Below are 26,623 nucleotides of genomic sequence, written 5' to 3' on the forward strand. Positions count from 1 at the left end.
GCGGCGAGACGACGTTGAAGAACGCCGGTCGGGACGTGAGCCGCAATGAGGACCGGCTCGAAGAGCCGGTGACAGCCGGTGGTGTGCGAGATCGAAACGGAAGCCCTGCTCGCCGCAATGAGGACCGGCTCGAAGAGCCGGTGACAGGGCCGGGGCGCCACTCACGTCGCGGGAGGATTCCGCGCCGCAATGAGGACCGGCTCGAAGAGCCGGTGACAGCGGCCGCGAGCGGAATGCCCGCGTTGAGCAGGAACACCGAGCCGCAATGAGGACCGGCTCGAAGAGCCGGTGACAGCAGGCCGAAGAACCTCCGGGGCTGACGCTTCCGCAGTGGAAGCCGCAATGAGGACCGGCTCGAAGAGCCGGTGACAGCCGTCGTGCAGCTTCGGCTGGTCGGTATCCACGGACTGGCCGCAATGAGGACCGGCTCGAAGAGCCGGTGACAGGGCAGCCCGGAAAAGGGGCCCATGACCTGCGTTTTCAAAGATCATCGCGAGCGGCGGCCGATGGAGATCGCGCCGCCCGGCAGCATCGATCTTACCTCACGCCAACACCCGCCCCGACCTGCGCAAACGGTCCGCGAGCGGCTACGCCTGAAAGTCTCGGAACCGGACCGCTCGCACGAACCGGGTGCGATCCCGAAGAGGGGCGCACCCGATTCGTGGTCGGCGTCAGCTCAAGCCGCTCTTGGCGGGTAGTGCCGATAGCCGACCGCCACGCGAGGCGCATACGCCACGGGCAGGTGCACCCGTTCGCAGAGTCCGCTCACGGCAGCCAGCTCTTCGGCGTCCACTTTGTACTGGTCTTCTTCTAGTGGAGTGACCGAGTTCAGCCATGGAGGTCCGAGTCCGAGGAACTCGAAGCGCGGAGTTCGCGGCATCCCTGCGGCCGGCTCCGGTCCGGTCGGCAGTTCGCCGTCATCCTCGTCCGCGGCCGGGGCTGCGTCGGCCAGCGCTTGCCGGAATGCTTCCTGCAACGCCGGATGGTCCGGCACGAGGATTGCGGCGGGCAGCACGGTGGCACGTGCACGTTCAGTTCCGGTGATCCGCATCGCGCGGGCGGTGACCTGCGAGATGAACAGGGGAGCGGTCACGTTCGCCGCATAAGCGATCGTGGAGACGTGCGCGCAATCGAACCCTTCGGTGACCATCCGGACCGCGACGATCCCGCATGAGTTCGGTTCCGCCGCGGCAGACCGGAGTGTTCGCAAGGCTTCTGGTTCGTCGGAGGTGACCAGCCGAGCGAAGTTCCGTCCGGTGACGCGGTTCAGTGCGAGCGCGGCACGCCGTGCGACCTGTTGCGTCGGAGCGACGAACAGCAGCTTCAGTGGTTCCGCGTACTCGATCGCGGCCAACTGGTTCTCCAGCAGCCGGACCGCTTCGGCGACGAAACCGCGCAGCCACTCGTCCGAGGTGCACGCCTGTAGCAGCACCATGTTGCTTTGCGGATCGTCCAGATCTGCGATCTGGGCCCGAGTTTCCCGCTGGTGGTTGACGTCGACGAACCGCGCCCATCCTGTGTAGGCGAAGAGATCGACCGGACGCAGCAACTTCTTGTCGATCAGGTCGCGCGAGGAGACCGAGCAGTCGGCCACTGCCTGCAACTTCGGCCTACCGTCGACGAGCACCCGTTCGTAGCGCACGGTGGAGATGCGACGCTTGGGGCTGGAGCGGAACAACGTCCCGGTCATGTTCAGCACAGCGGCAGCGTGGATGTCCTTGTCCACCACGTTGCCGATCATGGTTTGCACTGCGGATCCCCAGGACGCATCGGTCGCGACATGATGTACCTCGTCCAGCACCACCAGCGTCCGCTTGCGCCGCAAGCGCACCGAGTGGGCTCCGGCCGAGTTCTGCACCGACTGGTAGGTCACGATGATTCCGGGCCGGGAGCGTGTCTCGATGATCCCTCCCGCAGGGTTGCTGTCCAGATCAATCCTCAGTTCGGCCAGGGCGCGGCGCCATTGCTCGACGAGCGCGGTGTTCGGCACGATCACGACCATCCGCTCGGCATATCCGGCCTCGCGGAGCGACTTGAACACGGATGCCGCGAACACCGTCTTCCCGGCGGCTCCGGCGGCTTGCAACGTGGCAGAGCCTTCGTAGAAGATCCGCTCCAAAATCACGGGAAGGGCCTGGGCTTGCCACTCCCGCAAGCGTAGCCCGTCGAACGGTTCGGCATCGCGTCCACCGAGCCGGAGGTTGCAGCGGGCGCACCACGCTTGCATGTTCTCAAGTTCGGTTGGTCCGCCGTTGCACGTGGCGACCAAGTGTGCGGCGTGCCAGTCGGGTCCGAGGTCGGCGCCGCAGCGCTGGCACCGCCCGTCCGCCCGTTCGTACAGAAGTCGACGTTCGCGCAGAGACACGCGCCGTTGCGGTGGCTTGTCGCCATGTTCGTCCATGGCCTTTCTTCTTTCGCTGCGAGCGGGTCCCCCGTCGTCACGGAGGACCCTGGGTGTTACTGATCTTCGGAGCCCTCATCGGGTCCGGAAGCTTCTTCGTCTGCGTGCTTCGCCTGGTAGTCACGCAGCGCGTCGCTGATGCCGAAGACGAAGGCTCTGTCCTCATCGGACATGTGGAGGAAGTCCGCTTCCAGGGTCACGGCGATGCGCCCGACACCCGATGCAAGCTTGACCTCCAGCACCGATTTGTTCTCCGCGCTCTGCGATTTCGCGCGAGTGGCGGACTTGGCGGCAGGGCGGCTGCGCCGGCGCTGCCTGGGCGCGGCAGCAGCTGGGGTGGGCATCCCTTTGGTCCATTCGGGACTGAGCGGGATACCTGCCAGCTCCGCTGCTTGCAAGAAGAAGTTGATCGCTCGGTTGCGGGTGTCCCCTTCTTGCCCGTAGATTTCACGCCAGGTGCTGTTCAGCTGCCCTGTGGTGGCGTGCATCTTCCCCATTTCCACGATGGGCTCATAGTGCTCGTGCAGCTGTTCTCCGATGATCCGTGGCCGGGAGTCCGGGTCGTAGACGAGTTCGCGCAGTCGTCCGGTAGGTCGGTCTTGATCATCGACGAGATCGAACTGCCGCAGCATTCCCAAGAAGCTCGTCTGCGTGGTGCCGGACATCCACTTCAGGTAGCTGCGATCGATCACCGCTGGCAGTGTGTCCTGGCTGGCCATGTGCTCCCAAGCACCGGTAAAGCTGCGCCAGGACAAGTATGGAGGGATGAACGATTCCGCCTTGGTCATGGCAGTACCTCCTGTTCCAGAGTTGTCGACGTGTTTCGCTCTGCGGCGCGATCGATGGAGACGGCCGTAAGAGCTGGACGTGGTAGTCGAAGAGCAGCGGATGCTCGCTCGCCCGACCGTCCGTTGGCGCCTGGGGAGGAGTCGTCAACGTAGCCACGTCTCGTGGTGCGGCCCAGACGAGGCAGCGTCCGGGACGCGGTCAGTCGCCGGCGCGGAGGCGTGTCACGAGAGAACGGTGCCATCGGGATATCTCCGCCTCAAACGACGTGCGGCCCGGACCGCGGCCACGGACGTTGCTGGCCGAGGATGTTGATCGGCACCGTGCTTTCCGGTCGCCCGAGGTCGACGAACAGCACTCGATCCTGACCGGTATCGATGACCTGCTGCAGCTCTACCCGCAAATCTGCTAGGTCCGCTTTGGACAGTTCGCAGCAGAACACCGAGAACTGGATTCGATCGCCATACCGCTCCACGATCTTCGCGACGCGCGGTAGCCGGTGTTCGTCGCGGATGTCGTAGGCCACCAGGTAACGATGCCGTGGCATTCGGAATCACCGGCTGGTGAAGGGTGTGTACTGCGGAATCTCGCCGAGCAGGTACGCGGCGAACAAGCGTGCCTGCACCTCCAGCGCTCGCCGATAGGTGATCCGGTAGCCGAAGATCGGATGCCGCACCTGCGTGGCGAGCCGTCGCTCGTAAGCACCGATGACCTTGCGTCGTCCCGGTTTGGTCAGTGCCACGGCGGTCGGCGTCACCTCGAAAACCGTCGCATCGGCCTGCCGGTTGTTGATCAAAGTTAGCGCGGTCGAATCCCCGATCAATGGCCGGAATTCTTCAGCCAGGTCGAGTGCCAGGGCAGGACGCCCATAACGGGGCCGGTGGTAGAGACCGAAATACGGGTCGAGCCCGAGGGCGTAACAAGCCACGGTCAAGTCTTTGATCAGCAGGGTGTACAAGTACGACAGCAGGCAGCTCACCGGGTCGCGGGGCGGCCGCCGAGTACGGCCCGTCTGATCGAATGACGGGCCAGGCAGGCGGTGATCACAACGGAATGCGGTGGGGAGCGCCCCGAAATAGGTCTGCCCGGCGGCGCCCTCGATGCCGAGCAGCGTGTCGATGCCGTCCGCCTTGCCTGCTTGACGAACCGCCTCGCCCAGCCGCGCCCGAGCATTCTCCGCAGGCGGGGCGTTGCGGCGCAGCATGGTTCGGCAGTTGCGGATCTTGCCCAGCACAACGTTTCGTGCGCACGACAAAGCCTGGTCCGGCGAGGCCGTGTACTGGCGCCGCCGAACCTCCACATGCTTGCCGGCGCCCGGCACGCCGACGGCTTTCAGCCATCCACCGGTCGAGGTCCACACCACGGGGCTGCTTTGCTCGGCCAGCGCATGGATCGCCTGGGTCGTGACTTGGACCGGTCCGGACGCCACCAGATGGAGCACATCGCGCAGGCGCATCGACAACAGCTCGGTACTGTCATGGGTCACCACGAGGTGACCATTACGGATCCCGACAGAGCTTCCCGGTTCGGTGGCATACAGCGGAAAACGGTCCGGATCGCGCGCCAGTAGACGTCGTGGCGCAGTATTGTCGCGCGCGGAGAGTTCGTTGATCTCGTCCGGCATGCAGACCTGCAGCAGTGCGCAGCGCGGGCAGCGGTCGCTGTGTCGCAGCGGTGGCGGCGGTTCGGATTGATCGGCAACTGTCTGCGCGGCTCGCAAAGCAGCTCGGAGCTCATGTTCGGCCGCAGAAGTCCATTGCACCCGTTTACGACGACGCGCCCGGTCGTACCAGATCCAGCCGTGATCGCAGTTGTATCCATGCCGGCGTAGCAACGAAATCTGCAGCAGAACCTGGGTCCGGTCGGTCGCCCACGGGTTGCCGTCAGGGGCCGGTGCGCCCAGCCGGAACTCCACCGGGCAGGTCTCGGATGCGCCGTGCTCCACGACATCGCACACGGCGGTCACCCCGAGATCTGCCGACGAGAGCCGAACCGAACGGGCGCGCCAATCTGTCGATCGAATGGTGTCCGCGGTGGGCATGGCCGATCCGGGACGGTCGACGACGCGGTGCACGTGACGGCCGAGGCGGGTGTCGTCGGAATCTTGCCAGTGGCCTTGAACCTGCTCGAGATGGAACAGCCTGGGGCAGTACACGAACTTGCTCAACGCGCGAGCTGGAATGAAAGACTCGGGTTCCATGGTGCTTTCCCCGACGTGATTGCTCTTGTGCCCTCCCAGCATCGCGCGGACGGCATGCCCCTGGGGTTCGCACTTTCGGGTGGATCGGACCGCTGCGCTTGCGTGACGCGGATTCCTGCGTCTTGCGTGGCGGGTGAGCTGGAAGTGGTCCCGCGAGCGGTCCGGTTCCGATGTCCGCAGGCGTAACCGCTCGCATAAAGTCTGTGCAGGTCAACCGGTCAGCGGGATAAGCTAAGATCGACACGGTCGGCTGGAGCGATCTCCATCGGCCGCCGCTCGCGATGATCTTTGAAAACCCAGGTCAGAGGCCTCGTCTTCGGGATGCCCTGTCACCGGCTCCTCGAGCCGGTCCCCATTGCGGCCGCGATCGCTCCAACAACCTCGGCATCGTCGCGATCCTGTCACCGGCTCCTCGAGCCGGTCCCCATTGCGGCCAGCCGCGCTCGCAGGTGTGCCGGACCGCGGCCGCGGCTGTCACCGGCTCCTCGAGCCGGTCCCCATTGCGGCACTGCGGCGCGGGACACCGTCTGCTCAGCGCCGTCGACTGTCACCGGCTCCTCGAGCCGGTCCCCATTGCGGCGGGCGCGGGTCGTCGCCGGGGTTGAGCTGGTCTCGGTAGCGGCTGTCACCGGCTCCTCGATCCGGTCCCCATTGCGGCTGCACGATGTTGACCACACCGACCAGCCCGGCCACTGTCACCGGCTCCTCGAGTCGGTCCTCATTTCGGCACGGCGACACTGGCCACGAACAGCACGGTGGACAGCGGCCGGCCGGTTCTCCGGGCGGGTGGCTGTTCGTATCCGACGATGTCTCCATCGTCGGATACCGGGCGGTGGAAAGCTGTTGCGCGGCAAGCGTTCAAGCGCGTGCGGGCACCGTGGTCCGCACCTCAACCCCGCACTTCTCCGCCGCCCGAAGTTCCTTGCGCGACACCGCGTCATCGGTGATCAGGGTCTGATATCCGCTCAGATCCCCATGCGCGTACGTAGCCGTGCGGCCGAACTTGCCGCCGTCGACGGCCAGGATCGAGCGGCCGGCGGCGGCCACGAAGCCTTCCTTGTTCTCCGCGTACTCCCGCACCGGGTGGGACAACCCGCCATTGTGGACACACGTGGCGGTCAGGAATGCGACGTCCACGCGGAAGCGGTCGAGCTGGCGCAGTACCTCGGGTCCCGCGCAGGACTCGAATTCCGGGTGGACGCGGTCGCCGAGCAGCGTGACGGTCGCGGACTCGGACAGCAGGTAGCTCACCCGCAGCGAGTTCGTGACGACCTGCAGCTGCTCCACTTCGGACAGTGCCCGGACGAACGGGAAAAGCGTGCTGCCGCAGTCGATGAGCACGGTGTCGCCGGGTGCGACGAGGTCGAGCAGCGGCTCGGCGATGGCCGCCTTGAACTCCGCGTTGACGTGTTCGCGCAGGCGCAGCGAACTCTCCCGCTGCACGGTGCTGAACGCCGCCGCCACCCCGCGCCGCTTCTGCAGCAGGTTGCGGGACTGGAGGTCGTCGAGGTCGCGGTGCGCCGTCATCACGCTGACCCCGAGGCGGTGCGCGAGTTGGTCGATGCGGACCTCCCCGGCGCCGGTGACCAGGCGCAACGCCTCCTGTCGACGCTGCTCGACCTCGGCGGCCGACTTCCGGACCGGCATCGCGACCTCCCGACTGTGGAAACCACCAGAGTATCCCACAATTTGTGTGAAGATCTTGCTCAGATCTCGGGTCTTGTTGCAGGTTGTCCGTCACGAACCGGCCGCCGCCGGCGCGGGAACTCGCCGTCGCCGTGGTGACCAGCGGAAACCTGCTACGACCCGGGCGCCGCTGCCCGTCAGGAGGTCCACGAACGTGGTGTCAACCGGCCACGAGCCGCCCGCGAACTTCTTCGACCGGATAGGCATCCCGCGCACCCTGCTGTGGGGCTACGTCGGGATGTTGCTGTTCATGATCGGTGACGGGGTGGAGACCAGCTACCTCTCCACCTACTTCAAAACCGAGTTCGGCTTCACCGAAGCCAGCGTGGGCGTCATCTTCACCACCTACGGCATCGCCGCCGCCGTGGGCGCGTTCCTGTCCGGCGGGCTCTCCGACCGGTGGGGGCCGCGCAAGGTCATGATGGCCGGCACCGCGATCTGGGCCGTCTGCCACGCGGTGCTGCTGGCGGTGGCCGTGCCGACCGGGAGCTACGCGCTGATCCTGATCACCTACGGGATCCGCGGCCTCGGCTACCCGCTGTTCGCCTACGGCTTCCTGGTGTGGGTCATGGCGGGAGCGCCGAAGCAGCAGATCAGCAAGGCGCTCGGCTGGTACTGGTTCTCGTTCACCATGGGATATCCGGTGCTGGGTTCCGGCGCGGTCTCGGTGCTGAAGCCGACCATCGGCTACTACCCGACGCTGTGGGTGTCGCTGCTGCTGATCCTGGTGGGCTCGGCGATCGTGTTCACGATGCTCAAGGAGCGTTCCGGCTACGGAGGACTCAGCCAAGGCGCCGAACGCGCGAGCGTCGTGCAGACCCTCGTCGGCTGCGTCACGATCATGTTCGAGAAGCCGAAGGTCGGCATGGGCGCGCTGATGCGCCTGATCAACACCACTTCGCAGTTCGGCGTGTGGGTGTTCGTGCCGCTGTACCTGATCCAGGAAGTCGGGTTCGGCTCCGAGGAGTGGTCCACGCTCCTGATGATCATGATGGGCTCGAACCTGGTCGGCGTGGTCGTGCTCGGCGCGGTCGGCGACCGGTGGAGCGGGAGCCAGACCATCGTCTGGTTCGGCGGTGTGCTCGCCGCGGTCGCCTGCCTCGGGCTGTACTACGTGCCGGCCACGTTCGGCCACAACTACGCGCTGGTCGCGGTCGCGTGCGCGATCTTCGGGGTCGGCATGGCCGGGTACGTCCCGCTGCCGCCGCTGATGACCATGCACGCGCCGAACCGCACCGGACAGGTCATGTCCACCTACACGCTCGGCGCGGGCGCCAGCCAGGCGCTCGGGCCGGCCATCGGCACGGCGTTCATCGGCATCCTCGGCATCCAGGGCGTGCTGTGGATCTACGCGGTGCTGCACCTGATCAGCGCCGGACTGGCGCTGGTCATCCGCACTTCCAGCGCCACTGAAGAGGAAATCGCCGCGGCGCCCAAGGACGCGGTCCCGGCGCACTGACGCCCGCGGGGGCCTGCCGCGCGCAGACCCCCGTCAAGCCTTCTTCGCGGACACGCGCATCGAGATGTCGGCGGTGACGACGGCGTCGCCCGCGGCGTCCAGAATCCGCACCGGCACGACCCACTCCGCGGGCTCGTCGGAGAGTTCCGGGAGCTCCAGCTCGGCGACGCCGCGCAGGTCCGTTTTCGCTTTCGCGAGGTAGCGGACGGTCATTCCCGTGGGAATCCAGCGGTGCGAGCCGGGCAGGCTCGCCTCCATCAGCATCCCGGCCGCGACCTCGGCGAGATTGCACGCGGCGATCGCGTGGAACGTTCCGAGGTGGTTGTGCACCCGGCGGCGGTTGGTCGCGCGCACCTCGCAACGGCCCGGACGCATCTCGGTGATGTGCGGGCGGATCGTGCGGAAGTACGGCGCCCGCAGGCACACCGCCCAGGAGAACAACCGGGTTCCCAGCGGCTTCGGCTCCAGCTTCCGCCACATCTGCATGGTCGAGGACATCACGGACTCCTTGGGACACCGGTCATTACCGGCGGGTAACTTATTCTGCAAGGTGGCCGCCGGTCAACCGGTCGCCGTCCGGAGCGGGCCGATCGCTCTGGGCGGGCGCGAGCAACGTCACCATGTCCGTTCGGTGGTATGTCCGGTTAGGGTGCTCGGCGAGCCAGTCGTGCCCACGTGGCCAGGGAATCCGGTCGGAAGCCGGAACTGACGCGCAGCGGTGGGGGTGATGGGCGGGGCGATGCCACTGGATCCGTTCCGGGAAGGCGGCCCCGTCCGGTGCGAACCCGAGTCCGAAGACCTGCTGGCTCCCCGGGCCGCAGGCGGTGCCGGGTCGTGGCCGACCGGGCTTCGCGCATGGGCCCGGGGTGAGGATCGCAAAGCAGTGTTCGCTGTTCGCGCCCGCGCGTTGCGCGCCGGGCTGGTGGTGCTGGCCGCCGTTGTGCTCGCTTCCTGTTCCGCACCCGCTCCGAAAGAGGACGCCGGAGGCGGGAAAACGCTGCGCAACTGCGGAACCGACGTCACTGTGGACGGTCCGCCGCAGCGCGCGGTGAGCCTGAACCAGTCCACCACCGAGATCATGCTCTCGCTCGGGCTGGCCGATCGGATGGTGGGCACGGCGACCTGGACCGATCCGGTGGATCCGGCGTTGGCGCAGGCCAACGCGACGGTGCCGCGGCTCGCCGAGAACAATCCGTCGTACGAGGCGGTGCTGGGCACCGAGCCGGACATCGTGCTCGGGGCCTATCAAGCCGTGTTCACCGACGAAGGCGTCGCCGATCGCGAGCGGTTCGGCGAACTCGGCGTGCCCACATATCTGTCGCCGAGCAACTGCTTCCCGGAGGCCGCGCCGCTGGCCGAACCGGTCGAGCTCGACGACATCTACCGGGAAGTGCAGGAGATCGCCGACATCTTCGGCGTTCCGGAACGCGGGCGCGCGCTCACCGCGCAGCTGCGCGAACGGGTGGCCGCCGCGCGGCAGCGGGTCGACCGGTTGGAGTCCACCAAGGACACATCGGTGCTGTTCTGGTTCGCCCGCACGGAATCGCCCTACGTGGCGGGATCCACCGGTGCACCGGCGATCATGGCCAGGGAGCTGGGCGTGCGCAACGCCTACGACGACGCGCGGTCGATGTGGCCGCAAGTGTCCTGGGAGGACATCCTCGCCCGCGATCCCGACCTGCTCGTGCTCGGCGACCTGACTCGCGACGGAGAAGGCGACGGCCTTGCCGCGAAACGGGATTTCCTGCGCGCCGACCCGGCGGTGTCCCGGCTGGCCGCGGTGCGCGACGAGCGGTCGATGGGCATGACCGGCACCGAGCTCAACGTCAGCATCCGCACTGTGCAAGGGATCGAGCGGCTCGCGGACAAACTCGTCGAACTGGACCGGCGTTGACGGCGAACCGGGCACCGGCGGCGGCCATCGTCCTCGCCGGAGTGCCGATCCTGTTGCTGTCGGCCGCGATCGCGGTGACGCTCGGGCCCGCGCAGCTCACCGTCGCGGACGTCGCCGGTGTGGTCGGCAGCAAGCTCGGGCTCGCCGAGACCGGCGTTTCCCGCATCGGGCAGGGCATCGTGTGGCAGCTGCGGTTGCCGCGCGCGGTGCTGGCCGCGATCTGCGGAGCCGGGCTCGGAGTCTGCGGGGCGGTACTGCAGTCGCTGCTGCGCAACCCATTGGCCGACCCGTTCCTGTTAGGAGTGTCGGCCGGAGCCTCGACCGGGGCGGTCTCGGTGGTCGTGCTCGGTCTCGGGGCCGGGGCGGTCGGTCTCACCGCCGGGGCGTTCGCCGGGGCGCTGGTCGCGTTCGCGCTGGTGATGTTGCTGGCGTCGGCCGCAGGCGGCGCGGCCGGGCACATGGTGCTGGCCGGAGTCGCCGGGACGCAGCTGTTCTCCGCGCTGACCTCGTACATCGTGATCACCTCCGCGGACGCCGACCAGACCCGCGGCGTGCTCTTCTGGCTGCTGGGCTCGCTTTCCGGTGCGCGCTGGGATGATGTGCTGCTGGCGGGCGTGGTGTGCGCGGTGTGCCTCGTGCTGTGCTTGGCGAAAGCGGGCTCGCTGGACGCCTTCGCGTTCGGCCAGGACGCCGCCGCCACTCTCGGAGTCCACGTTGGACGGCTGCGGGCGCTGCTGCTGGTGGTGACCGCGCTGCTGGCCGCGACCTTGGTCGCAGCGGCGGGAGCGATCGGCTTCGTCGGGCTGGTGCTGCCGCAGGCGGCCCGGCTGCTGGTCGGACCGCGGCACCGCGCGCTGCTGCCGGTGACCGCGGTGCTCGGCGCGATCCTGCTGGTGTGGGTGGACGTGCTGGCCACCACGATCGCCGCGCCGCAGGAGGTTCCGGTCGGCGTGGTCACCGCATTGGTCGGGGTGCCTGCCTTCGCGGTCCTGCTGGTCCGGCGGGGGAGGGTGTCGTGAGCCCGACCGCGCGCGAGGTGTCGTGGACAGCCGGGGGCGCGCTCATCCTGGACGGGGTGAGCCTGCGCGCCGAACCGGGCAGCACGCTCGGGCTGCTCGGCCCGAACGGCTCCGGGAAATCCTCGCTGCTGCGGCTGCTGGCAGGGCTGCGCAGGCCCTCCGCCGGTGCGATCGACATCGACGGGCAAGCTATGGCGGCTTGGTCACGACGCGAGTTGGCGCGGCGGATCGCCGTGGTGGAACAGCAGGTGTCCACCGAGGTCGATCTGACCGTCGCCGAAGTCGTCGCGCTCGGCCGCACGCCGCATCGTGGCGGCTGGGGCGGCAGCGGGCCGGAGGACGCCGAGATCATCGCGCGCGCCCTGGCGCGCACCGGGTTGGACGGACTCGGACACCGCCGTTGGCACGGCCTTTCCGGCGGTGAGCGGCAGCGCGCCCAGATCGCGCGGGCGCTCGCGCAGGAACCGGTCGAGCTGCTGCTGGACGAGCCGACGAACCACCTCGACGTCGCCCACCAGCTCGAATTGCTCGCGCTGGTCCGGGAATTGCCGGTGACGGCGGTGATCGCGCTGCACGACCTCAACCTCGCGGGAATGTTCTGCGATGAACTGGTGGTGCTCGCAGGCGGCCGCGTGGTGGCGGCTGGGGCGCCGCGGGACGTGCTCACCGCCGACCTCGTCGGCGAGGTCTACGGCGTCCGATGCGAAGTGTCCGCTGTGGACGGGATACCGCATGTGCGGTTCATGCCGCCGGATCGGGGCGACGTGCGACCGTAGGGAGGCCGCGAGCTGACGGGCCCGGCGCTGGAGCCGGCGATTTCCGCGACGGTGCCCCACGGCGGATCGTGGTACAGCGGCGTGCGACGCATCAACGATCGAGCCGAGGAAACGAGCATCCGCCGCTGTGCCGGACCCGGGCGCGCCTCACTGCGTGCCGTGGATCAGCCCTTCCTGCGCCACCGAAGCCATCAGCGCCCCGGAGCGGGTGTAGAGCCGCCCCTGCGCGAGGCCGCGCAGCGGGCCGACCGCGGGGGAGTTCTTGGCGTACAGCAACCAATCGTCGAATCGAGCCGGTTCGTGGAACCACATCACGTGGTCCAGCGAAGTCATTCCCGCCACATCGGTGCGTCCGGTCGGCCCGAGCACCGCGGCGGCCAGCGTGAGATCGCTCAGGTAGGTCAGCACCGCGGTCGCCGGTCGCCCTTCGCCCTCGGTGGCGCGCAGCCGGAACCACAGATCTCCGGAGAACCGGTCCACGAGGTCCCCTGTGGACTGACCAGGAGCCGGTGCCCGGCGGAACTCGAACGGCTGCCAGGCGTTGAACCCGTTGGCGGTGTCCGGCCACTCCAGCGCCGGGCACTCCTCCGGCGCCAGCCGCTGCGGCATCGGCTCCTGGTACTCCAGCGCGGTCCGGTCGGTGGTGAACGAGCAGTCCAGCGACAGGATCGGTTTGCCGTGCTGCACCGCGGTCACCCGGCGGCGCCGGAACGTCGAGCCGTCGTGCAGCCGCTCGTTGCGGAACACCACCGGCACTCCGGTGATGCCGGGCCGCAGGAAGTACGAATGCAGCGAGTGCACCCGCGACGAATCGTCCACTGTGTTCGTCGCGGCGACCAGGGCTTGCGCCGCGACCTGCCCGCCGAACAGGCGCGGCGCCCCGGGCGGGGCGCAGGTGCTGCGGAACAGGTCGTCGTCGATCGTCTCCAGGCTGAGCACGTCGAGCAGCGTCTGGACCGTGAAGTCCTGCGTCGTCTCGGTCATCCGGGCCTCTCCGTGGCGTGCGGGTCCGCCGACCACCCTAAGCGGCGCACCGCGTCGCGCCGGGGCCAGGGCTTGAGGTTGACGCCGCGTGAAGCCTTAACGTGCAGGTCATCAGAGCACGGGAGGTGCGTGGTGGGGGAATGGGCGATTCAGGAGCTCGCCCGCGCGGCGGGCACGACCAGTCGCACGCTGCGCTACTACGGGGAGATCGGCCTGCTGCCCGCGACGCGCGTCGGCGCCAACGGGTACCGCTACTACGACGAGCAGGCCTTGGTGCGGCTGCAGCGAATTCTGCTGTTGCGTGAGTTGGGCATGGGGCTTTCGGCGATCGGTGAGGTGCTCGACGGCCAAGAACCCGTACCGGCGCTGCACGATCACCTGCAACTGCTCCAGCAGGAGCGGGATCGGATCGAGCGGCAGATCGCCTCCGTGCGCTGCACCGTGCGCAAGCTCGAACGAGGGGAAGAACTCATGGCACAGGAAACGCTCGACGGCTTCGACCACACCCGCTACGAGGACGAGGTGGTGCGCCGCTGGGGCCGCCCGGCGTACGCGAGCGCCGACCGCTGGTGGCGTTCGCTCAGCGACGCCGAGAAGCGGGAATTCCAGCAGCAGGGCCGGGACATCGCCGGCGGCTTCCAGGAAGCGTTCGCCGCCGGCGAAGCCGCCGACGGCGCGCAGGCGCAGGAACTCGCGCACCGCCAGTACGAATGGGTCAGCACCGGCTGGGGCGGCAGGAGGCCGTCCCGCGAGGCGTTCGCCGGGCTGGGACAGCTGTACGTGGACGACCCGCGCTACGGCATGGGAAACCACGAGTGCGCGGCATTCATCCGCGCGGCGATGAGCCGCTACGCGGAGCGGAACCTGTAGCGGCTCAGGCCGGTTCCTCGGCCACGACGACGTCGACACCGCGGCTCAGGAACGGTGCGGTGGCCGCGGCGTCGGCGGCGGCGTCGGTGACCAGCGTCCAGCGTTCCGGCAGCCGCGCCCAGGCGTGGAACGGGTGGTGGCCGAGCTTCGCCGAGTGCACCAGCACGTACACCGCGTCGGCGCGCTCGGCCATCAGCTCCTTGAGCCGGGTCTGCTGCAGATCGGCTTCGCAGATGCCCTGCTCCGCGGTGACCCCGTCGGCGCCGAGGAAGACCCGGTCGAAGGTCAACCGGCTCAGCGCGGCCTCGGTGAGCGGGCCGACGAAGCCCTGGCTCAGGTGCCGCAGCGTGCCGCCGAGGCATTCCACGTGCACCTCGTCGGCGCTGACCAGCTCCTGCAGCACGGTCAGGCCGGTGGTCACGACGGTGACGTCGCGGGCGTCGCGCAACTCGCGCGCCAAGGCGCCGGTGGTGGTGCCGGAATCCAGCAGCACCGTCTCACCGGGGAGGATCTGCCCGGCCGCCCACCTGGCGATGGCCTGCTTGGCCGCGAACGCCTCGCTGCTGCGCTGGCGCAGCGAGCTCTCCTGGTGCCCGGCGACCGCGATCGCGCCCCCGTAGGTGCGCGCGAGCCGCCCGGCGGATTCCAGCTGCGCCAGGTCGCGGCGGATCGTCGACGCGGTGACCCCGAACGTCGCGGACAGCTCGTCGACGCTGGTCAGCCCGGACGTGGTGGCCAGCCGCACGATGGCGGCGCGGCGATCCTGCGATCCGCGGGGCATCGTCGGTCCTCCTCGGGTCGATGTCGTCCTGCCAAGGATGGCGCAGGCGGCCGATCCGCCGCGGCTCGGGATCGGCGCGTCGTGCGGATGCGGTCGGCTGCCGCTGCGCAGATCGGCTTTGCGAAGGGGCGCCAGCCGTTCGCGGTGCGTGCGGCTCACCAGACCGGCCAAGCGCTAAGCCGCGGCAGAGAGTTCGGCCGCCTGCCGCAGCGCTTCGGCCATGCTGCGCGGATCCGCCTTGCCGGTGCCCGCGATGTCGAAGGCCGTGCCGTGGTCCACCGACGTGCGGATCACCGGCAACCCGACGGTGATGTTGACCCCGGCTTCGATCCCGAGCACCTTCACCGGCCCGTGTCCCTGGTCGTGGTACATCGCCACGATCAGGTCGTAGTCCCCGCGACCGGCCAGGAAGAACGCGGTGTCGGCGGACAGCGGGCCGCGGGCGTCGATGCCGTCGGCGCGGAGCCGCTCCAGCGCGGGAACGATCTTGGTCTCTTCCTCGCCGTGGCCGAACAGGCCGTTCTCCCCGGCGTGCGGGTTGATCCCGCACACTCCGATGCGCGGGTGCGCGATCCCCGACCCGGTGATCGCCCGGTTCCCGCGCCGCACGGTCCGCTCGACCAGCCCGGGCTCGATCTTCGCGACCGCGTCGATCAGGCCGACGTGCGTGGTCACGTGCACGACCTTGACCGATGGCGTGGACAGCATCATGGACACCTCTTCGGTGCCGGTCAGGTGCGCGAGCAGTTCGGTGTGGCCGGGGAAGAGGTGCCCGGCGGCGTGCAGCGCCTCCTTGTTCAGCGGAGCGGTGCAGATCCCCTGCACCGCGTGGCGCGCGGCCAGCTCGGCGGCGACCCGGATGTACTGGTACGCGGCCTCGCCCGCGGCCGGTGACACCTCGCCCCACGCCAGGTCGGCGGGCAGCGGCCCGAGGTCGAGCACGTTGATCCGCCCCGGCTCGAAGACCGCGTCGTCGACCGAGTCCACCGCCACGACCCGTGCCTCGCGCCCGATGATCCGCGCGGCGGTGCGCAGCCGCTCGGCGTCGCCGACGACGATCGGGCGAGCGCGCGCCGAGGTCGCGTCGTCGAGCAGCGCACCGGCGATGACCTCGGGGCCGACGCCGGCGCCGTCGCCCATGGTGACGGCGATCAGGGGAGGGGTCATGTTCAGCCTTCCGTTGCGGGACGCAGGTGTTCGGCGATGCGCACGAGGCTGTCCGCATCGCCGAAGCTGCCGGGCCGGGTCACCACGGACGTGCCGCCGCGGGTGCGGCTGCGCACGGCGCCGTGGTGGATCTGGGTGAGTGGCACGAGCTCGTCCATGCCGAGCGCGTCGAGCACGCGGCGCGCGGTTTCGCCGCCGGTGAGCACGAGATCGACCGGGCGATCGGCGGATCTGACGGCGCGGGCGGCGGTTTCGGCCAGCCGCCGGACGATTTCGCGTGAGTGCGCGGGGTTCACGCCGTGCGGAGATTGCAAGGTCACCGCCACCGGGGAATGTCGCAACGCTCGCGCGATCCGGTCGGACTCGTCGTGTTGTGCGAGCAGGACGGGCACGTCGAGCGGGATCTGCTGCACGCCGCGTGTGGCCAGCCTGCGCACCTGCTCGGCGGAGGCGGCCTCGGCCGTGCCGATGACGAACAGCAGCCCGTGCGCGGAATCGGGTGCTTCGATGCCATAGCCGTCCACTTCGGGCATTGCGCGGCCGAGTGCGGACGCGAGGCCGCCGGAGCCCGCGAGCCGGACTCCCGGCAGGTCTGCGCAGGCCGCGACGACGGCGTCCAGGTCGGCGTCGGTCTCCCCGTCGCACAACGGGATTTCGCCCGCTTCGAGGCAGTCGCGCACCGTTTCGCGCAATCGGCCGGAGCGCACGACATCGAGCGTGATGACGCGGCAGCGCTGCGGGGCGAGCGCTTCGGCGATCGTGGCAGCCGGAGCGGCGGACTCGGCGGACCACTGACCGCTCCGGTGCAGCGGTCGTCCGCTGACGTGCAGCACTCCGTTGTGGACGGTGCGGCCTGCGGGCGGCAGCGCGGGAGCGAGCACCGCGGGGCGTGCCGCGGCGAGCATGGACCGCACGTTGCCGCGCAGCAGCGAGTCGATCTTCAGGAAAGCCTTCGCGGCCGGGCGCGCGGCGAGCGTTGCGTGAACCGAGCGTTCGGCTTCGGCGCCTGGCGCATTCCTGCAGTCCAGGTCTGCCACGGCGAGAGCCGGGCGTCCATCATGTTGCGTGTTGTGCGCAGCAAGCGTCTCGGTGCTCGTGGGTAGTTCGATCCGCGCGGAGCGACATCCCGGTAGCAGGGCCGCTGCGGCCTCGGCGGCACCGGAGAGGTCGTCGGCGATCGCGAGCACGTCCGCTCGCAAGACTGCTGCGGCGTCCGCCGGTTCAGTGTTTTCCGGCGAATATCGGGAAAAATTGTTGATCAGGGGAATTTCGGTATGAGCGTTGTCGCCCATGTGCTTCCCCTTTCGGCTCTGTTGCGCGAGCAGTGGCCGGTGGTGTCTCCGGCGGCTCGGTCCGACCTCCGGGCCGCGCGCTGTTTGCGCGAATCACGCTACGACAGTTGCGCACAACGCGCAATCATGCCAGAGTGCCTCGCGAAGCTCAGATATCCCGCAAAGCTCAGCGAGCACTGCGCGAAGTGCAGAGCACTGTGCGACCAAGAAGTGCCAGAGCACTGCGTAGCTCGAAGCACTGCGTAGCTCGAAGTGCAGAGCACTGCGCGACCGAAGTGCTCTGCGTAGCACCGGCGATCGCCGAAGGCGTTGCCGGTGCCGTGTGCGGAAAGGTCAATGATGACCCGCTCTATGACGACGTGGTCCGGTGCGCAGGCGGTCTCCCGCCGCGGCCTGCTGCGCGCCGGTGCCGCCGCGGGCGGTCTCGGCGCGTTGGGGGCGCTCGGGGCCTGCGCGGGACCGACCGGCAGCCCGGGCGGGGACACGCTCGTGCTGGCGCTGAACCGTTCGCTGGTCTCGCTGGACAACAAGCTCAACCAGTTCGAGGCGGCGGTGACCGTGCAGCGCGCGGTGCGCCAAGCCCTCACCCGCATCGGCCCCGATCTGACCCCGCGGCCGGTGCTGGCCGAGCGGTTCGAACTCACCGCCCCGACCGAGTGGACGGTTCGGCTGCGCGCGGGAGTGCGCTATTCGGACGGAACTCCGGTCACCGTCGCCGATGTGGCCACGGCGCTGGAGATGTACCGGAGCGTCAACGGTTCGTTCCTCGCGACGTTCTTCCAGGAGTGGCCGGAGGTCGTCCCGCTCGATGCGCGGACTTTCCTGCTGCGCAGCAGGAACCCGCTGCCCACTCTGGACTACCTGATGGCGAACATCCTCATCACCCCGGCCGCGGCCAACCGGCCGGAGGAGTTGCAGGACGGCGTCGGCAGCGGCCCGTACGTGGTCACCGCCGCCAACCGCGGGACGGGGGATTACTCACTGGCCGCGAATCCGCGGTATTGGGGCACACCACCACGAACCCGCCGGGTCGAAGTCCGCTTCCTGCCGGAGGAATCGAACCGGGTGGTATCGCTGCGCAGCGGTGAGGTCGATGTGATCGACACGCTCTCGCCGGATTCGGCCGACCAGCTGCGCGGCTTATCGCAGGTGCGGATGCAGACCACCGGCGGAACCCGGATCAACCAGCTCTTCTACAACTTCCGGAAACCGGCGGGGCATCCGCTGTCGGACCCGCGGGTGCGGCGCGCGCTGACCTTCGCCATCGACGGGCGCCAGCTGGTCGACGACGTCTTCACCGGGTCGGTGGCGCAAGCGACCGGACCGGTGCCGGACACGCTGGCCGGAGCGGTGCGCACCGGCGAGTACGTCCACGACCCGCGGCGCGCCCGGGAAGAACTCGCCGCCGCCGGGGTGCGCGACGGTGAGCTGAAGCTGCGGATCATCTGGGAGACCGGGGAATTCCCCAACGACACCATGGTGATGGAAGCCGTGCTGCAGATGTTGCGGGATGTCGGCGTTCGCGCGGAGTTGCAGCAGTTCGAGCCGGGCGGCGACATTTCGCAGTGGCGCCAGGGTCGCGGCGGGGACTGGGACGTCATCGGGAACGGCTTCAGCACCCCCACCGCGCTGGCGGCCTCTGCGCTGCAGGGCATGTTCGGCAGCACACCGGAAGACGAACGCAGCCGGGACACCTACCAGGGATACGTGTTCCCGCACATCGCGGAACTCGTCCGCCGTGCAACGTCCGAAGTGGATCCACGGATGCGGCATGAGCTGGTGTCCCGTGCACAGCGCGAAGTGTGGAACACCTGGCCGTGCCTGTGGGCGTTCGTTCCGCGCGTCGTGCTGGCCCAGCGGGCGCGCGTGCAGGACCTGAGCCTGGAGCCGACGAACTCCTACGAACTCGCGGCGGCCGGGGTGAGCACACCGTGACCGGCTACTTGTTGCGCCGCATCGGACAGAGCGCGTTGACGGTGCTGCTGATGGTTTCCGTCGTGTTCGTGCTGATCCGGCTCGCGCCCGGAGACCCAGCCGCGGCCTACGCGGGACCGACCGCGAGCCCGGCGGAACTGGCGCAGGTGCGCGAGCAGTTCGGCCTCGACGATCCGATTCTTCAGCAGTATTGGGGATTCCTGCGTGGACTCGCGACCGGTGATCTCGGCACCTCCTACTCGTTCCAGGCACCGGCTTTCGACGTCGTGCTCTCCCGCGTTCCCTACACGACGACGCTGGCGTTCTCCGCGATCGCGGTGACGATGCTCGTCGCGGTGCCGCTGGGCGTGTGGATGGCCCGCCGTGCCGACAGCGGCCGCGAAGTGGGCGCGAACGTGCTGACCATCGCTGGGCAGTCGATGCCGGAGTTCTGGAGCGGCATCATGTTGTTGACGGTTTTCGCCGTGCTGCTGCCGGTGCTGCCCGCATCCGGGTTCACCACTTGGTCCGGCCTGGTGCTACCGACCCTGACCGCCGCGGTGCTGCAGATCGCGCTGATCTCGCGGCTGGTGCGCCGCGAAATGGCGGGCAACCTCACCGCGCCCTACCTGGTGGCGGCGCGCTCGCGCGGCATCGGCGAGCGCGGGCTGGTGTGGCGCTACGCCATCGCCAACTCGGCGATCCCGGTGCTGACGGCGCTGGGCACGAGGTTCGCCGCGATGCTCAACGGCGTCGTGGTCGTGGAGGTCGTGTTCGCCTGGCCCGGAGTCGGCTCGCTGGTGGTGCGGGCGTTGGAAACCCGCGACTACCCGCTGATCCAGGCGGCTGTGCTGGTCACCTCCGCGTTGGCGATCCTGGTGCAGCTGCTCGTCGACCTGGCCTACCCGCTGCTGGACCCGCGGGTGCGCCTGGGCAAGGCGGTGGCGGCATGAGCGAGTCCACATTGGAACGTCCGAGCCGGGTCACCGCGCGGCAGCTGTCGCGGTCGTCGACCGCGCGGCGGGCCCGCGCGGCCGGAGCGAAGCTGTGGATCGGAGTGGTCTGCACGCTCCTGGTGGTACTGCCGGTGGCGCTGGCGAACGTGCTGCCGATTCCCGGGCCCAACGAGCAACACCTCGCAGAGCGCCGGTTGCCGCCGCTGGCGGGCGGCCACCTGTTCGGCACCGACCAGCTCGGCCGCGACCTGCTGGCGCGGGTGCTGCACGGCGGTCAGGTTTCGCTGCTGATCGGAGTGCTGGCCGTGGTGGTCTCCGGGCTGATCGGGATCGCGCTGGGCTCGCTGGCCGGGTTTTTCGGCGGCTGGATCGACGCGCTGGTCTCCCGCGCACTGGAAGCGCAGATGGCGTTGCCGCTGCTGATGATGCTGCTGCTGGTGATCGCGCTGTTCGGCCCGTCGGTGCCGGTGATCACTGCGGTGATCGCCGTGGCGCAATGGCCGGAAGTCGCGCGGCTCGCCCGCTCGCTGGTCGTGGTGGAGCGGGAGAAACCCTACGTGCAGGCGGCGCGGATGCTCGGCCTGCACCGGATTTCCGTGCTGCTGCGGCACGTTCTGCCGAACATCGTGCAGCAGGTGACGCTGGTCGTGCTGTTGCTGCTGGCGCAGGCGGTGCTGCTGGAGAGCTCGTTGAGCTACCTCGGCGCCGGTCCGCAGCGGCCGTTCGCCACCTGGGGCCGCATCATCTCCGATGGCCAGGACTACATCACCACCTCGTGGTGGATGGTCACGCTGCCCGGCCTGGTGATCGTGTTGCTGGTGGTCGGGGTGAACCTGCTCGGCGACGGCTTGCGCGACCGGGAACCGAAGGCACCGCGCGGAACGGGGTCGGATGATGCCTGAACTGCTCGAAGTGGACGATCTGCAAGTCGAGCTGATCACCGGGCGCGGCGTGGTCCGCGCGGTGGACGGCGTCTCGTTCGGCCTGTCCGCGGGCGAGACGGTGACGCTCATCGGCGAGTCCGGTTCGGGCAAGTCCACCACCGCGCTCGGCCTGCTGCGGCTGTTGCCCCCGGGTCTGGCAGTGCTTTCCGGACGGGCGTTGCTGCGGGGCCGGGACGTGGTTTCGGAACCGGATGCTGCTGCGTCGCTGCGCGGACGCGGAGTGTCGCTGATCCCGCAGGATCCGATGACCGCGCTGAGCCCGGTGCACACCGTCGGCAGCCAGCTCGCCGAAGCCGTCCGGCTGCGCGGCGCGTCCCGCTCGCAGGCCAAGCGGCGTGCGCGGGACCTGCTCGAGCAGGTGCGCATTCCGGAACCCGGCAGCCAGTTGCGGAAGTACCCGCACCAGCTTTCGGGCGGGATGCTGCAGCGGGTGCTGATCGCCATCGCGCTGGCCGGGGAACCCCGGCTGCTGGTGGCCGACGAGCCGACCAGCGCGCTGGACGTGACCGTGCAGGCCGGGGTGCTCGACCTGCTCATGGAGGTTCAGCAGGACACCGGTGCGGGCATCCTGATGATCACTCACGACCTCGGGGTGGCGCGGCTGGTATCCGATCGCATCCACGTGATGCGTCACGGCCGGTTCGTGGAAAGCGGCGAAGTGGAGCGGATCGTCGAGGACCCGGCCGAGGATTACACGCGCGCGCTGCTGGACGCGGTGCCGCGGTTGGGATCGTGGGACGGAGAGCGCCGATGACCGCAGCATTGCTCGAAGTGCAGGACCTCGTGGTCGAATTTCGCGCGCCCGGCGGGGTTTTCCGCGCGGTGGACGAGGTGGGCTTCGCGGTTCGGAAAGGCCGGACGCTGGGCATCGTCGGCGAGTCCGGTTCCGGCAAGTCCACCATCGCGCGCTCGCTGGTGCGGCTGAACACGCCGACTTCCGGGCGGATCCTGTTGGACGGCACGGACATCGCGGGTCTCGGGGAACGCAGGCTGCGGCCCCTGCGGCATCGCGTGCAGATGGTCTTCCAGGACCCGTACGGATCGCTCGATCCGCACTTGAGCGCGGCGGAAATCGTCGGCGAACCGCTCAGGATCCGCGGCGTGCGCGGCAGGGCCGAGCGCGATCGCCGGGCCGCGGAGTTGCTCGACCAGGTCGGATTGCCCAGCAGCGCACTGCACCGGCGACCGCACGAGTTCTCCGGCGGCCAGCGCCAGCGCGTCGGGATCGCGCGCGCTTTGGCGAGCCATCCCGAGGTGCTGGTGTGCGACGAGGCCACCAGCGCGCTGGACGTGTCCGTGCAGGCGCAGGTGCTCGCGCTGCTGCGGGAGTTGCAGCGCGAGCACGGCCTTACATACCTGGTGATCTCGCACAACCTCGGCGTGGTCCGGGAAATCACCGACGAAGTGCTGGTGCTGCGCCGGGGACGCGTCGTCGAGCACGGGCCGACCGAGCACGTCCTCAACAGCCCGCAACACCCCTACACCCGGGACTTGCGCAGTGCCGCGCTGGACCCGACCGCGATGCGCGGGCGCAAACCGCGCGATCTGCTCACGACCGAACGGAGAGTGCACGCATGACTTCCGAGAACCGCCTGGTGCTGGGCACCATGACGTTCGGGGACACAGTGGACGAATCCGGTGCGGCACGGATGCTGGACGCGGCGCTGGAAGCGGGAATCACCAGTGTGGACACCGCGAACGGCTACGCGGGCGGGAAGACCGAGGAGATCCTGCGGGAGCTGCTGCCTGCGCGGCGGGAACGCATCGCGCTGGCGACCAAGGCCGGGATGCCGCATCCGGACGCCGGGGAGCACGCACCGCTGTCGGCGAAGGGGCTGCGCGCGAGCGTCGAAGGCAGCCTGCGCCGGTTGGGCGTGTCCCACGTGGACCTGTTCTACCTGCACCAACCGGACCGTTCGACCGCTCCGGAGGAGACGCTGGGCGCGGTCGCCGAACTCGTCGCCGAAGGCAAGATCGGCGAGCTGGGCGTGTCCAACTTCGCCGCCTGGCAGATCGCCGAAATCAACCACGCCGCCGACCGCACCGGCGCGCCGCGGCCGGTCGTCGCGCAGCAGCTCTACAACCTGCTGGCCCGGCGGATCGAAGCCGAATACGCCGAGTTCGCGGCGACGACCGGGCTGCGCACCATGGTCTACAACCCGCTGGGCGGCGGGCTGCTGACCGGGCGGCACCGCTTCGACCAGGCCCCGGCCGGTGGCCGGTTCGATGATTCGCGGCTGGCCGAGATGTACAAGAAGCGCTATTGGGACGCGTCGCTGTTCGAGGCGGTGGACCGGCTCTCGGCGATCGCCGGGGACGCGGGGCTGGAGCTGACCGAGCTTTCGCTGCGGTGGCTGCTGGACCGTCCCGCGACGGGATCGCTGCTGCTCGGCGGGTCCAAAGTGGAGCACCTGCGGGCCAACATCGCGGCCGTGCAAGCCGGGCCGCTGCCCGCGGACGTGGTGCGTGCCTGCGACGAGGTCGGTGCCTGGCTCAACGGCCCGATGCCCGCGTACAACCGCTGAGCCGCTCAGCGCCGAACTCCGAGACCTCGACTCGATCCACAGCGTCCGATACGGACACAACGAACCGAAGGAGCAACATGATCGCCGCCGAGTTCGCCGCCAAGCTGCGCGGCCGGGAGAGAACCGTCGGCTACTGGGCGGTGCTGGACGCACCGGTCGCCACCGAGCGCATCGCGCGCCTCGGGTACGACTACGTGGCCATCGACGGCCAGCACGGCCTGGTCGGCTACTCGGGCATCCGCGACGGGATGATGGCCATCGACGCCGGCGGCCGCTCGGCCGGGCTGGTGCGGGTGGAAGCCAACGACCTCACCGCGATCGGCCGGTCGCTGGACGCCGGTGCCGCCGGAGTGATCGTGCCGCTGATCGACACGGCCGAGGACGCCGCGGCTGCCGTGCACGCCACCCGCTACCCGCCGCGCGGCGGGCGCTCCTACGGTCCGATGCGCTCGGGTCTGCGGATCGGGCCGAAACCAGCTGATGCCGATGCGGCGACCGTCGTGCTCGCGATGATCGAGACGCCGAAGGGCTTGGCGAACGTCGAGGAGATCTGCGCGACGCCGGGCTTGGACGGTGTCTACGTTGGACCGTCGGACTTGTGCCTGGCCGTGGGCGGAGCGTTCCCCGGAGATCCGGCGGTCTCCGAGGCCTTCGAGGACGCGGTCGCCACCGTGCGCAAAGCCGCCGAAAAGGCCGGTGTCGCCGCGGGAATCCACACCGCAGGCGGCGAACTCGCCGCGCGACGGCTCGCGGAGGGCTACACCTTCGCCAGCGTCGCCTCCGACCTGGTGCACCTGGAACAAGTCGCCGCCGAACACCTGAAGGTGGCGGGCGAATGAGCGGGGATCGGCAGGAGGCGTTCCTGCCAGCACCGGACGTGCAGTCGCACGCGGCCAACCTGATGCCGCTGCCGGGCGGGGACCTCGGCTGCGCGTGGTTCTCCGGGACGCAGGAAGGCATGTCCGACATCGACGTGTGGTTTTCGCGCTACAGCGCGGGAAAATGGGCCGACCCCGTGCGGGTTTCCGACGACCCGGAGCGTTCCGAGCAGAACCCGGTGCTGTTCAACGCTCCCGGCGGCGAACTGTGGCTGCTCCACACCGCCCAGCACGCCGGAGACCAATACACCGCCGAAGTCCGCGTGCGCACGTCCGGTGACGACGGCCGCACTTGGGGACCGGCCCGCACGCTGGTGCCTGCGTCGGCCGGTGGCGGGGTCTTCGTGCGCCAGCCCGTCGTCGTGCTGAATTCCGGACGCTGGCTGCTGCCGGTGTTCCGCTGCCCGCGACCGGCCACCGGCCGCTGGGTCGGCGACGACGACAGCAGCGCGGTGCTCGTCTCCGACGACGCCGGCCGGACCTGGACTGCGCATGAAGTCCCGGGCAGCACCGGCTGCGTGCACATGAACATCGTCGAACTGGCCGACCGGAGCCTGCTCGCGCTGTTCCGCCGCAGGCAGGCCGATCGCATCCACCTGAGCCGATCCGCGGACGGAGCCTGCTGGAGCGAGCCCGAACCGACCGAGTTGCCGAACAACAACTCCTCCATCCAGGCCGCCGGACTGCACGACGGTTCCGTGGCGCTGGTGTTCAACAACAGCAGCGCCGCCGACGCGACCGACCGCCGCACCTCGCTCTACGACGAGATCGACGGCGAGAGCGACGGCCAACCGCACCCGGGACCGGCGTTCTGGGGAGCGCCGCGCGCCCCGCTGACCCTGGCGATCTCCACCGACGGCGGGAGGAGCTGGCCGGTGCGCCGCGACATCGAGACCGGCGACGGTCACTGCATGACCAACGACTCCCGCGACGGGCGCAACCGGGAGCTGTCCTACCCGTCGATCGCGCAGACCGCGGACGGGCAGCTGCACATCGCGTTCACCCACTTCCGCCGGGCGATCAAGCACGTGCGCTTGCACACCGGCTGGGCCTCGGAGGCGGCATGACGATCTTGATCACCACTCCCACCTTCGGCCGGTTCTCCACCGAGCCGTGGCGGATCCTCGAAGCGGCCGGCGAAGTGTCCCGCCCGCATCCGGACAAGATCATGCCGCCGGAAGAGCTGCGCGAGCGCATCCCGCACGCCGAGGCGCTGATCGTCGGCATGGACGACATCGGCGCGGAACTTCTCGACGCAGCACCGAAACTGCGCGTCGTGGCCAAGCACGGCGTCGGCGTGGACACCATCGATGTCGCCGCTGCGCGGAAGCGCGGTATCCGCGTGGTGTGCGCGCCAGGCAGCAACTCGCGGGCCGTGGCGGAGCTGGCGTTCGGGCTCATGCTCGCCGCCGCGCGCGGCATCGGCGGTTCGCACGCGGCGGTGCGCGAGGGCGGCTGGCCGAAGCTGTTCGGGCCGGAGTTGCACGGCCGCACGCTCGGCGTGCTCGGGTTCGGCCGCATCGGGCGGCTGCTGGCCGGGTACGCGAGCGCGTTCGGCATGGATCTCGTCGCGCACGATCCCTACTTGGACGCGGAATCCTTTGCAGCGCAGGGTGTTCGCGGCGTCTCCTTCCAGGAATGCGTGTCCGAAGTGGACTTCTTGAGCCTGCACCTGCCGGGCTCCCAGGACGGTCCGCTGCTGGACCGGGAGGCGCTGGCATCGATGCGCCAGGGCGCGGTGCTGGTCAACACCGCCCGCGGCGGACTCGTCGACGAGTCCGCGCTGGCCGAACTGCTGACCGGTGGCCACCTCGGCGCCGCCGGGATCGACGCGTTCTCCGTCGAACCACCGGCAGGCAACCCGCTGTTGACCGCCCCGAACGTCGTTCTCACATCGCACTTGGGCGCGTGCAGCCACCAGGCCAACCACAACATGGGCGCGCTGGTCGCCGAAGACGTGGCCCGCGTCCTCCACGGCGAGCCGCCCCTCCGCGAAGCCTGACCTGAGCCGAGTGAACGGACTGCCGGTCCCAATAGATCGGTCGAACGGTCCGTTCACTCGGAAAGCCGCCGGGGGAGAGAAAGGACCGA

At 69.3% G+C, this 26,623-nt stretch carries 24 protein-coding genes, 2 CRISPR repeat arrays and 1 riboswitch (1 of these 27 cut by a window edge); of the genes, 14 read left to right on the plus strand and 10 right to left on the minus strand.

Annotated elements, in window-relative coordinates; all coding sequences use genetic code 11:
• A CRISPR array of direct repeats spans positions 1-446; the repeat unit is 36 nt; unit sequence GCCGCAATGAGGACCGGCTCGAAGAGCCGGTGACAG (it extends 255 nt beyond the left edge of the window).
• Positions 447-676: 230 nt separating this feature from the next.
• The 5 genes from INP57_RS22745 to INP57_RS22765 all read right to left on the minus strand — a co-directional run bounded on the left by INP57_RS22745 (position 677) and on the right by INP57_RS22765 (position 7,034).
• Positions 677-2,401, minus strand: a complete 1,725-nt coding sequence (locus INP57_RS22745) for a DEAD/DEAH box helicase family protein (protein WP_200072338.1) — start codon at positions 2,399-2,401, stop codon at positions 677-679.
• 56 nt (positions 2,402-2,457) lie between these two features.
• Positions 2,458-3,189, minus strand: a complete 732-nt coding sequence (locus INP57_RS22750) for a DUF5343 domain-containing protein (RefSeq protein ID WP_200072339.1) — start codon at positions 3,187-3,189, stop codon at positions 2,458-2,460.
• Positions 3,190-3,446: 257 nt separating this feature from the next.
• Positions 3,447-3,734 carry a CRISPR-associated endonuclease Cas2 gene (cas2, locus tag INP57_RS22755; RefSeq protein WP_200072340.1) on the minus strand — a complete coding sequence of 96 codons (288 nt, stop codon included), beginning with the start codon at positions 3,732-3,734 and terminating at the stop codon, positions 3,447-3,449.
• Positions 3,735-3,740: 6 nt separating this feature from the next.
• Positions 3,741-5,429, minus strand: a complete 1,689-nt coding sequence (gene cas4g/cas1g, locus INP57_RS22760; RefSeq protein WP_445326517.1) for a CRISPR-associated endonuclease Cas4g/Cas1g — start codon at positions 5,427-5,429, stop codon at positions 3,741-3,743.
• A gap of 284 nt (positions 5,430-5,713) precedes the next feature.
• Positions 5,714-6,115: a CRISPR direct-repeat array (repeat unit 36 nt; unit sequence CTGTCACCGGCTCCTCGAGCCGGTCCCCATTGCGGC).
• A gap of 130 nt (positions 6,116-6,245) precedes the next feature.
• Positions 6,246-7,034 (minus strand): DeoR/GlpR family DNA-binding transcription regulator, encoded by a 789-nt coding sequence (locus INP57_RS22765; protein WP_200072342.1) that lies wholly within the window; start codon positions 7,032-7,034, stop codon positions 6,246-6,248.
• Positions 7,035-7,227: 193 nt separating this feature from the next.
• On the opposite strand from INP57_RS22765, the gene INP57_RS22770 reads away from it, so the two are divergent.
• Positions 7,228-8,532 carry an MFS transporter gene (locus INP57_RS22770; RefSeq protein WP_200072343.1) on the plus strand — a complete coding sequence of 435 codons (1,305 nt, stop codon included), beginning with the start codon at positions 7,228-7,230 and terminating at the stop codon, positions 8,530-8,532.
• Positions 8,533-8,565: 33 nt separating this feature from the next.
• On the opposite strand, the gene INP57_RS22775 is transcribed toward INP57_RS22770, so the two are convergent.
• Positions 8,566-9,030: a hotdog fold domain-containing protein gene (locus INP57_RS22775; RefSeq protein WP_200072344.1), complete on the minus strand. Its 465-nt coding sequence runs from the start codon at positions 9,028-9,030 to the stop codon at positions 8,566-8,568.
• A gap of 147 nt (positions 9,031-9,177) precedes the next feature.
• A riboswitch (cobalamin riboswitch) is annotated at positions 9,178-9,353 on the plus strand.
• A 62-nt stretch (positions 9,354-9,415) separates the two neighbouring features.
• On the opposite strand from INP57_RS22775, the gene INP57_RS22780 reads away from it, so the two are divergent.
• From INP57_RS22780 to INP57_RS22790, 3 genes are read left to right on the plus strand one after another with little or no spacing between them, the layout of a single operon-like run.
• Complete coding sequence (locus INP57_RS22780) at positions 9,416-10,426, plus strand: ABC transporter substrate-binding protein (protein ID WP_307850222.1); 1,011 nt, start codon at positions 9,416-9,418, stop codon at positions 10,424-10,426.
• On the plus strand, positions 10,423-11,445 hold the full coding sequence (locus INP57_RS22785) for a FecCD family ABC transporter permease (protein WP_233628071.1): 1,023 nt from the start codon (positions 10,423-10,425) through the stop codon (positions 11,443-11,445). The genes INP57_RS22780 and INP57_RS22785 overlap by 4 nt, the downstream gene beginning before the upstream one ends.
• Positions 11,442-12,221, plus strand: coding sequence for an ABC transporter ATP-binding protein (locus INP57_RS22790; RefSeq protein WP_200072345.1), 780 nt, complete (start codon positions 11,442-11,444; stop codon positions 12,219-12,221). Before INP57_RS22785 ends, INP57_RS22790 begins: the two co-directional genes overlap by 4 nt.
• Before the next feature lie 147 nt (positions 12,222-12,368).
• Here INP57_RS22790 and INP57_RS29770 read toward each other — a convergent pair whose 3' ends face one another.
• Positions 12,369-13,205: an acyl-CoA thioesterase gene (locus INP57_RS29770; RefSeq protein WP_233628072.1), complete on the minus strand. Its 837-nt coding sequence runs from the start codon at positions 13,203-13,205 to the stop codon at positions 12,369-12,371.
• Positions 13,206-13,337: 132 nt separating this feature from the next.
• Between INP57_RS29770 and INP57_RS29775 the strand changes: the two genes are divergently transcribed.
• The gene (locus INP57_RS29775) at positions 13,338-14,075 is read left to right on the plus strand and encodes a MerR family transcriptional regulator (RefSeq protein WP_295146838.1); all 738 of its coding nucleotides are present in this window, start codon (positions 13,338-13,340) and stop codon (positions 14,073-14,075) included.
• 4 nt (positions 14,076-14,079) lie between these two features.
• Here INP57_RS29775 and INP57_RS22800 read toward each other — a convergent pair whose 3' ends face one another.
• From INP57_RS22800 to INP57_RS22810, 3 genes are all read right to left on the minus strand, one after another.
• Positions 14,080-14,856: a DeoR/GlpR family DNA-binding transcription regulator gene (locus tag INP57_RS22800; protein ID WP_200072347.1), complete on the minus strand. Its 777-nt coding sequence runs from the start codon at positions 14,854-14,856 to the stop codon at positions 14,080-14,082.
• A gap of 174 nt (positions 14,857-15,030) precedes the next feature.
• Positions 15,031-16,023 (minus strand): 4-hydroxythreonine-4-phosphate dehydrogenase PdxA, encoded by a 993-nt coding sequence (gene pdxA / locus INP57_RS22805; protein WP_233628073.1) that lies wholly within the window; start codon positions 16,021-16,023, stop codon positions 15,031-15,033.
• 2 nt (positions 16,024-16,025) lie between these two features.
• A complete protein-coding gene (locus INP57_RS22810; RefSeq protein WP_307850224.1) occupies positions 16,026-17,210 on the minus strand; it encodes a four-carbon acid sugar kinase family protein in 1,185 nt (394 codons plus the stop codon).
• A gap of 444 nt (positions 17,211-17,654) precedes the next feature.
• Here INP57_RS22810 and INP57_RS22815 point away from each other — a divergent pair, with 444 nt between their 5' ends.
• The 9 genes from INP57_RS22815 (at position 17,655) to INP57_RS22850 (ending at position 26,534) form a co-directional block, all read left to right on the plus strand.
• A complete protein-coding gene (locus INP57_RS22815) occupies positions 17,655-19,250 on the plus strand; it encodes an ABC transporter substrate-binding protein (protein ID WP_233628074.1) in 1,596 nt (531 codons plus the stop codon).
• The gene (locus tag INP57_RS22820) at positions 19,247-20,182 is read left to right on the plus strand and encodes an ABC transporter permease (RefSeq protein ID WP_200072349.1); all 936 of its coding nucleotides are present in this window, start codon (positions 19,247-19,249) and stop codon (positions 20,180-20,182) included. Before INP57_RS22815 ends, INP57_RS22820 begins: the two co-directional genes overlap by 4 nt.
• Positions 20,179-21,087 (plus strand): ABC transporter permease, encoded by a 909-nt coding sequence (locus tag INP57_RS22825; protein WP_200072350.1) that lies wholly within the window; start codon positions 20,179-20,181, stop codon positions 21,085-21,087. The genes INP57_RS22820 and INP57_RS22825 overlap by 4 nt, the downstream gene beginning before the upstream one ends.
• Positions 21,080-21,883, plus strand: coding sequence for an ABC transporter ATP-binding protein (locus INP57_RS29780; RefSeq protein ID WP_233628075.1), 804 nt, complete (start codon positions 21,080-21,082; stop codon positions 21,881-21,883). Before INP57_RS22825 ends, INP57_RS29780 begins: the two co-directional genes overlap by 8 nt.
• Positions 21,880-22,707 (plus strand): ATP-binding cassette domain-containing protein, encoded by an 828-nt coding sequence (locus tag INP57_RS29785; RefSeq protein ID WP_233628076.1) that lies wholly within the window; start codon positions 21,880-21,882, stop codon positions 22,705-22,707. The genes INP57_RS29780 and INP57_RS29785 overlap by 4 nt, the downstream gene beginning before the upstream one ends.
• Positions 22,704-23,654, plus strand: a complete 951-nt coding sequence (locus INP57_RS22835; RefSeq protein WP_200072351.1) for an aldo/keto reductase — start codon at positions 22,704-22,706, stop codon at positions 23,652-23,654. The genes INP57_RS29785 and INP57_RS22835 overlap by 4 nt, the downstream gene beginning before the upstream one ends.
• 77 nt (positions 23,655-23,731) lie before the next feature.
• Complete coding sequence (locus tag INP57_RS22840) at positions 23,732-24,493, plus strand: HpcH/HpaI aldolase family protein (RefSeq protein ID WP_200072352.1); 762 nt, start codon at positions 23,732-23,734, stop codon at positions 24,491-24,493.
• Positions 24,490-25,599, plus strand: coding sequence for a sialidase family protein (locus INP57_RS22845; RefSeq protein WP_200072353.1), 1,110 nt, complete (start codon positions 24,490-24,492; stop codon positions 25,597-25,599). The genes INP57_RS22840 and INP57_RS22845 overlap by 4 nt, the downstream gene beginning before the upstream one ends.
• Positions 25,596-26,534 (plus strand): phosphoglycerate dehydrogenase, encoded by a 939-nt coding sequence (locus tag INP57_RS22850; protein ID WP_200072354.1) that lies wholly within the window; start codon positions 25,596-25,598, stop codon positions 26,532-26,534. Before INP57_RS22845 ends, INP57_RS22850 begins: the two co-directional genes overlap by 4 nt.
• Positions 26,535-26,623 lie beyond the last annotated feature (89 nt).

The sequence above is a fragment of the Saccharopolyspora galaxeae genome (assembly GCF_016526145.1).
GTDB lineage: Bacteria > Actinomycetota > Actinomycetes > Mycobacteriales > Pseudonocardiaceae > Saccharopolyspora_C > Saccharopolyspora_C galaxeae.